At 42.0% G+C, this 5588-nt stretch carries 6 protein-coding genes; all 6 read right to left on the minus strand.

Features of this window, described 5'->3' with window-relative positions; genetic code table 11:
* Nucleotides 1–113 (minus strand): preprotein translocase subunit SecG (gene secG, locus VF500_RS27205; protein ID WP_330862685.1); only part of this gene is annotated, 113 nt, incomplete at its 3' end.
* A 9-nt stretch (nucleotides 114–122) separates the two neighbouring features.
* Complete coding sequence (locus VF500_RS27210; RefSeq protein ID WP_330862680.1) at nucleotides 123–1478, minus strand: hypothetical protein; 1356 nt, start codon at nucleotides 1476–1478, stop codon at nucleotides 123–125.
* 21 nt (nucleotides 1479–1499) lie between these two features.
* Entirely contained in the window at nucleotides 1500–1931 is a 432-nt protein-coding gene (locus VF500_RS27215; protein WP_330862681.1) for an LptE family protein, read from the minus strand.
* Nucleotides 1932–2029: 98 nt separating this feature from the next.
* Nucleotides 2030–3286: a sigma-54 dependent transcriptional regulator gene (locus tag VF500_RS27220; RefSeq protein WP_330862682.1), complete on the minus strand. Its 1257-nt coding sequence runs from the start codon at nucleotides 3284–3286 to the stop codon at nucleotides 2030–2032.
* 112 nt (nucleotides 3287–3398) lie between these two features.
* Nucleotides 3399–3770, minus strand: coding sequence for a four helix bundle protein (locus VF500_RS27225; RefSeq protein ID WP_330862683.1), 372 nt, complete (start codon nucleotides 3768–3770; stop codon nucleotides 3399–3401).
* Nucleotides 3771–3824: 54 nt separating this feature from the next.
* Nucleotides 3825–5276, minus strand: coding sequence for a tRNA (N6-isopentenyl adenosine(37)-C2)-methylthiotransferase MiaB (gene miaB, locus VF500_RS27230; protein WP_330862684.1), 1452 nt, complete (start codon nucleotides 5274–5276; stop codon nucleotides 3825–3827).
* Between the last annotated feature and the right edge of the window lie 312 nt (nucleotides 5277–5588).

The following is a 5588-nucleotide window of genomic DNA, read 5'->3' on the forward strand; positions in this document are numbered from 1 at the left end:
GATGAGCTTGAAAAATTTGATGCCAAACCACCGCCTTTAGGGTTTTGGATAAGTACGATAAGCCCTAACAGAGCGCATACAATTACGGTAACAATGATTAAAACGATATACATTTCTTTATATTAATTAGTTTTCTTTTCTAACTGCTCAATTTGGCTTGCAAAGTAACGGCTTTTTTCCGGGAATTTCAACATCATTTTTTTGTAAGTTGCAATAGCTTTGTGATACAACATCTGATCGATGTAAATCTGGGCTAAAGTTTCACTTACCAGGTCATTTCTGTCTTCCGAACTTTTCTTTGCTTTATTCTCGTTATCAAGCTTATCAATTGATGGCGGCCTGATCTGTGGCTCCTCTTTAATAAATTTCTCAATGATGATGTCTTCCTTTCTTTTTATCTCCCGAACATCGGGCTGAGGGGTTTTCTCCAGCTCTTCAAGAGATTGCGAATGGAAGATATTTTCATAATACTGATGCTGTAATGCATCAGCAGTTTGATTATCGGAAACCACAGGCGCTTTTACCTGGGCAACTGTTTCAATATTATAAGGTTGATAGGTTGATGCATATTCCTTACGGGTTTTATCTAACCACCACATAAAGGTATAAGGCATTTTCTCGTCGTTGTACTTCGATAAAACCTCATGCTGTTCGGCAGGCTCAGTTTTTTCGGGCTGTAGAGCAGCTTTATCCCCGCCTCTTGTAGCAGCACCTGAGTTATCAAACAAAAAGTAATCAGCCGAAGCAATATTGCTGATGATCCATTTCTCCGTTACATCATCCCTTACTTCCCTGGTTTCGCTAACAACAACCGGCGGCGGTACATCCGATCCCCAATCGGCAGGCTCAGTTTTAACATCGGCAACAGGCTCATCAACATCAGCCTGCTGACCGATACTTATATTCTCGATCCCAACAATTTCATCGTAAACCTCGTCTTCGATATCATGGGTGGCGGCAGCACTTTCTCCGTTCGCCTCAAAGGCTACCGGACCGGCATCCTCAACTTCCGTTACAGGTGCAGCATCCGAAATTTCAGGTTTATGATTATCAGTAATCGTAAAATCAAAGCTATTTATTTCGTCATCTACGTCAACTGCCGGCTCATCTGGTATAGGCGGTAAAGCATCCTGATGGTCATCAATAGCAGGACCGATATTGAAATAGTTTTCAGCAGCAGGAGTATTAGCTGCGGGAGTAACACCGACATGGTCAATTATCTGTGCTGAATTTACCGGAGTAAGCCCATCGGGCTCGTTGATCAACTTATGCAGTAAAGCTGGGCTATAATAAACTGCTGCACGCTGCACATCCTTATTTGTACCGGCATGGGCAAGCAGGGCACGCAAAATACCACTTTGCGGGTAGGCATCAACCAGCTGCTGCAGGTTATAACCATAAAAAGAACCTGTTTCGGCCGGGTTGGCTAACAGTTCATCTAATATTTCGTATTGCCTGCTATTCAAATATTGATCCACGTGGTTGAAAATACAAATTGCCTACCAATTAGAAAAGGCTGCGTTAAAAATATCGTCAATTAATTGCTTATTAATTTGCTGTATAAGTGCCTGCTCCTGCGAAGAAATATCCCCCCGGTAATCGGCAAACTTAGTAAAACTTTGCTCAAAACTAAGCTTTTTATCTGCCGGAGTTTTCGCGGCATCAAATGAAAATTTAACACGGACGGTAATAGTAAGCCTGTTAGCATCAGCAATTGGTGCCACATTATTTGAAGTGGCTTGAATAGATGCCGGAGCAATAGAATAACCGGTAATAGCGCCCGACATGGTTGCATCGGCTTCGCCGCGGACTAAGCTTAGGCTGGTTTGTGTACGGACCCTGTCTTTTAACGCTTCGGTGAAAGTTTGGCTCAGGTTATTAACCACCAGCGCAGCATTGTTTTCAAAGAACTGAACATTGAGGGTCTTCAAAGTGGGCGGGATTGATTGATTTTTGAGAGTGTAACATGATGGACATATAAGTACCAGCACACACACTGAAATAATTCCCAAAAGTTTTTTCATCAATTTTATAAGTTTAGTTCTTTTATTTTCCTGTATAAAGTACGCTCAGAGATCCCTAATTCATTAGCGGCAAGCTTACGTTTGCCCTTATGTTTTTTCAAAGCTTTACGGATCAGGTCTGATTCCTTCTCAATCAGCGACAGTGATTCCTCCACCTCTTCGGCATCATGCGTTATATTAAAACCGTCGATGGTATTGTTATTACCGCTGTTGTTTGTAACCGTATTAACGGGTTGTTGTAAAGTAAATTGTGGGTCGTTATTACCATGCAGCTCAATATCGCGGTAAAGTTGGTTTAAGGTTTGCGGATTATTGGCATAATGCTGCGAAACACCACCATGCTCTATAATATCGGCCACCAGTTTTTTCAACTCCACCATATCCCGCTTCATATCAAACAATACTTTGTACAGGATATCCCGTTCGGAGAAATCCTCTTTAGGCTGATTGTCCAGGCGCATGGGCAGGTTGCGTCCGCCGGTTTCATGCGGGATATAAGTAAGCAGTGTTTGCGCGGTGATGATCCTATCGCGCTCCAATACCGCCAATTGCTCGGCCATGTTTTTCAACTGCCTTACGTTACCAGGCCACGAATAGTTTGTTAATACCTGCTGGGCCTCTTCATCCAACTGGATTGGCGGCGTGCGATATTTGTCTGTAAAATCGGCGGTAAACTTGCGGAACAGCAAAAATACGTCCTCTTTCCTCTCGCGCAGTGGCGGAATCTTCAATGGTACGGTGTTTAACCGGTAGTAAAGGTCTTCACGAAACTTTCCATTCTTCACCGCATCATATACATCAACGTTGGTAGCCGCGATAACACGTACGTTTGTTTTTTCTACTTTCGATGAACCTACTTTGATATATTGGCCGGATTCAAGCACCCGCAGCAAACGCGCCTGGGTACCCAGCGGCATCTCGGCAATCTCATCCAAAAATATAGTACCGCCATTTACGGTTTCAAAGTAACCTTTACGTTCGCCAACGGCACCTGTATAGGCTCCCTTTTCGTGACCAAAAAGTTCTGAATCAATAGTGCCTTCAGGTATGGCACCGCAGTTAACAGCAATGAAAGGCCCATGCTTACGCGGGCTCATCTGGTGTATGATGTGCGAAAAAACCTCCTTACCGCTACCGCTCTCACCGGTAATTAATACCGAAATATCAGTAGGCGAAACCTGGTTTGCTATAGTTATAGCCCGGTTAAGCAATGGCGAATTGCCAATGATCCCAAAGCGTTGTTTAATTTCCTGTACTTCCATGTTAAAAAAGATTCAAGAAGTCAAGAGTCAGGAAGCAAGATTTGAGCGGAGAACCCTCCTACCCAAATATAACTTCTTACATACATCTTGTCTTTTATATAAGATCATGTTTTTATTCATCATCAGAGTTCAAAATGTATTCTCTGAAAGAGAATATCATTTTTTGAACTTCAACAACAAGGTCTAAACATTCCTTTAATTTTTCTTTAGAGCCGTAGCCCCTTCGTTCACATATTAATAATTGAGTCTCTACTTCAAAAGATGAAGTAAGGGACGTTGTTAAGAATTCGGCAAAATGCGCCTTAGTTCTTTTACCCGAACCTTCCGCTATGTTAGACGGAACAGAACAGGAACATCTGTTTAATTGGTCAATCAGATTATATCTTTCCTCGATAGGTAATGCTTTACAATAATCATAAGTCAAATCAGTAAGATCCATCGACTTTTGCCAAATCTTCAAGCTCTTAAAATTATGCCTCATCATTGTTTAGTTTCCTTTTACCTTCCATCTTGATTCTTATGTCTTGACTTCTTGCCTCTATACAACGCGGCCTATCAACGTAGCCGATGTGCTCCGTTCGATAAGTACGTTAACGTATTCTCCTGGTTTGTAACCTTCGCCAACGGGGAAAATTACCATTGCGTTTTGATCGCTGCGGCCACAATAGTCTTTGTCTGATTTTTTGGAGAAACCTTCTATCAGTACTTTTTCTACCTTACCAATGCGTGCCTGCATCCTGTAAAAAGAATACTCCTGCTGTTTAGCTACTATTTCGGATAAGCGTTTCTGCTTTACTTCCTCCGGGATATCATCGGCATAGCGTTTTGCTGCTAAAGTGCCCGGCCTTTCGCTGTACTTAAACATGTAGGCAAAGTCATACTTCACGTAATCCATCATGCTTACAGTTTCCTTATGCTCCTCGTCTGTTTCACTACAGAAACCGGTGATCACATCGGTTGATACCGCGCAATCAGGAATGATACGGCGGATAGCATCTATCCTGTTGATGTACCATTCGCGGTCATAAGTACGGTTCATCAGGTCGAGGATGCGGCTGTTGCCCGATTGTACCGGCAGGTGGATATAGTTACAGATGTTATCGTATTTATTGATGGCATAAAGCACATCATCAGTGATATCTTTCGGATGCGAGGTTGAAAACCTAACCCGCAGATCGGGGCTGATCAAGGCTACCATCTCCAATAGGTTGGCGAAATTGGTCTCAGCTTCTGATACTGAACTTATAACTTCCGACTCAGAACCTTCAACTTTCGATTTCCATTTATATGAATCCACATTTTGCCCTAACAAGGTAACCTCGCGGTAACCTTTATCAAACAAATCCTGGCATTCGGCTATTATTGATTGCGGATCACGGCTGCGCTCACGGCCACGGGTAAACGGTACCACGCAAAATGAGCACATGTTATCGCATCCACGCATAATGGATACAAAGGCATTTATGCCGTTGCTGTTTAAACGTACCGGGCTGATATCTGCATAAGTTTCCTCGCGCGATAGCAGTACGTTAACCGCTTTTTGTCCGCCGTCAACCTGGTCTATCAGGTTTGGCAGATCGCGGTATGCATCCGGACCAACAACAACATCCACTAATTTTTCTTCTTCCAAAAATTTTGATTTCAGGCGTTCGGCCATACAGCCTAATACACCTACCACCAAACCCGGATTTTTCACTTTGGCAACGGTAAATTCCTTTAAGCGGTTACGTACGCGTTGCTCAGCATTTTCGCGGATAGAACAGGTATTGATGAAAATAACATCGGCAATACTATAGTCGGGCGTAGTTTCAAAACCACTTTCGGCCAATATGGATGCAACAATTTCACTATCAGAAAAATTCATGGCGCAGCCATAGCTTTCAATATAAAGCTTGCGACCATTATTTTTAGCTGTTTCGGCTTTTAACATTAACGCCTCACCCTGCCTGCTCTCGTCGTGCGTTTTATCCGGAATAAGCAAATCCATCATTTATATAAAAAATTAGTTTGCAAAAATAAACAAAATTTAAATACCTAAATGACATATTGTCAGTATTAAATAAAATCTCTGTTTACTTTACAAAAAACGAGGCTGTATGATCAGCCTCGTTTTTTTTGACTTATTCAGATACTTAAGCGCTATATAGTTTGGGCTGGATTGACTCTACTAACAAAGGGTTAACAGGGTTAACATAATTTAGGGTTAACATCTGTATATGTAATTAATAATCAGGTAGTTGATTGTTTTTATGTCAAAAATGTGTTAACCCCCTTTTTGTACAAATATTATCGGCTAAATTTC

Source organism: Mucilaginibacter sp., from assembly GCF_036383575.1.
GTDB lineage: Bacteria > Bacteroidota > Bacteroidia > Sphingobacteriales > Sphingobacteriaceae > Mucilaginibacter.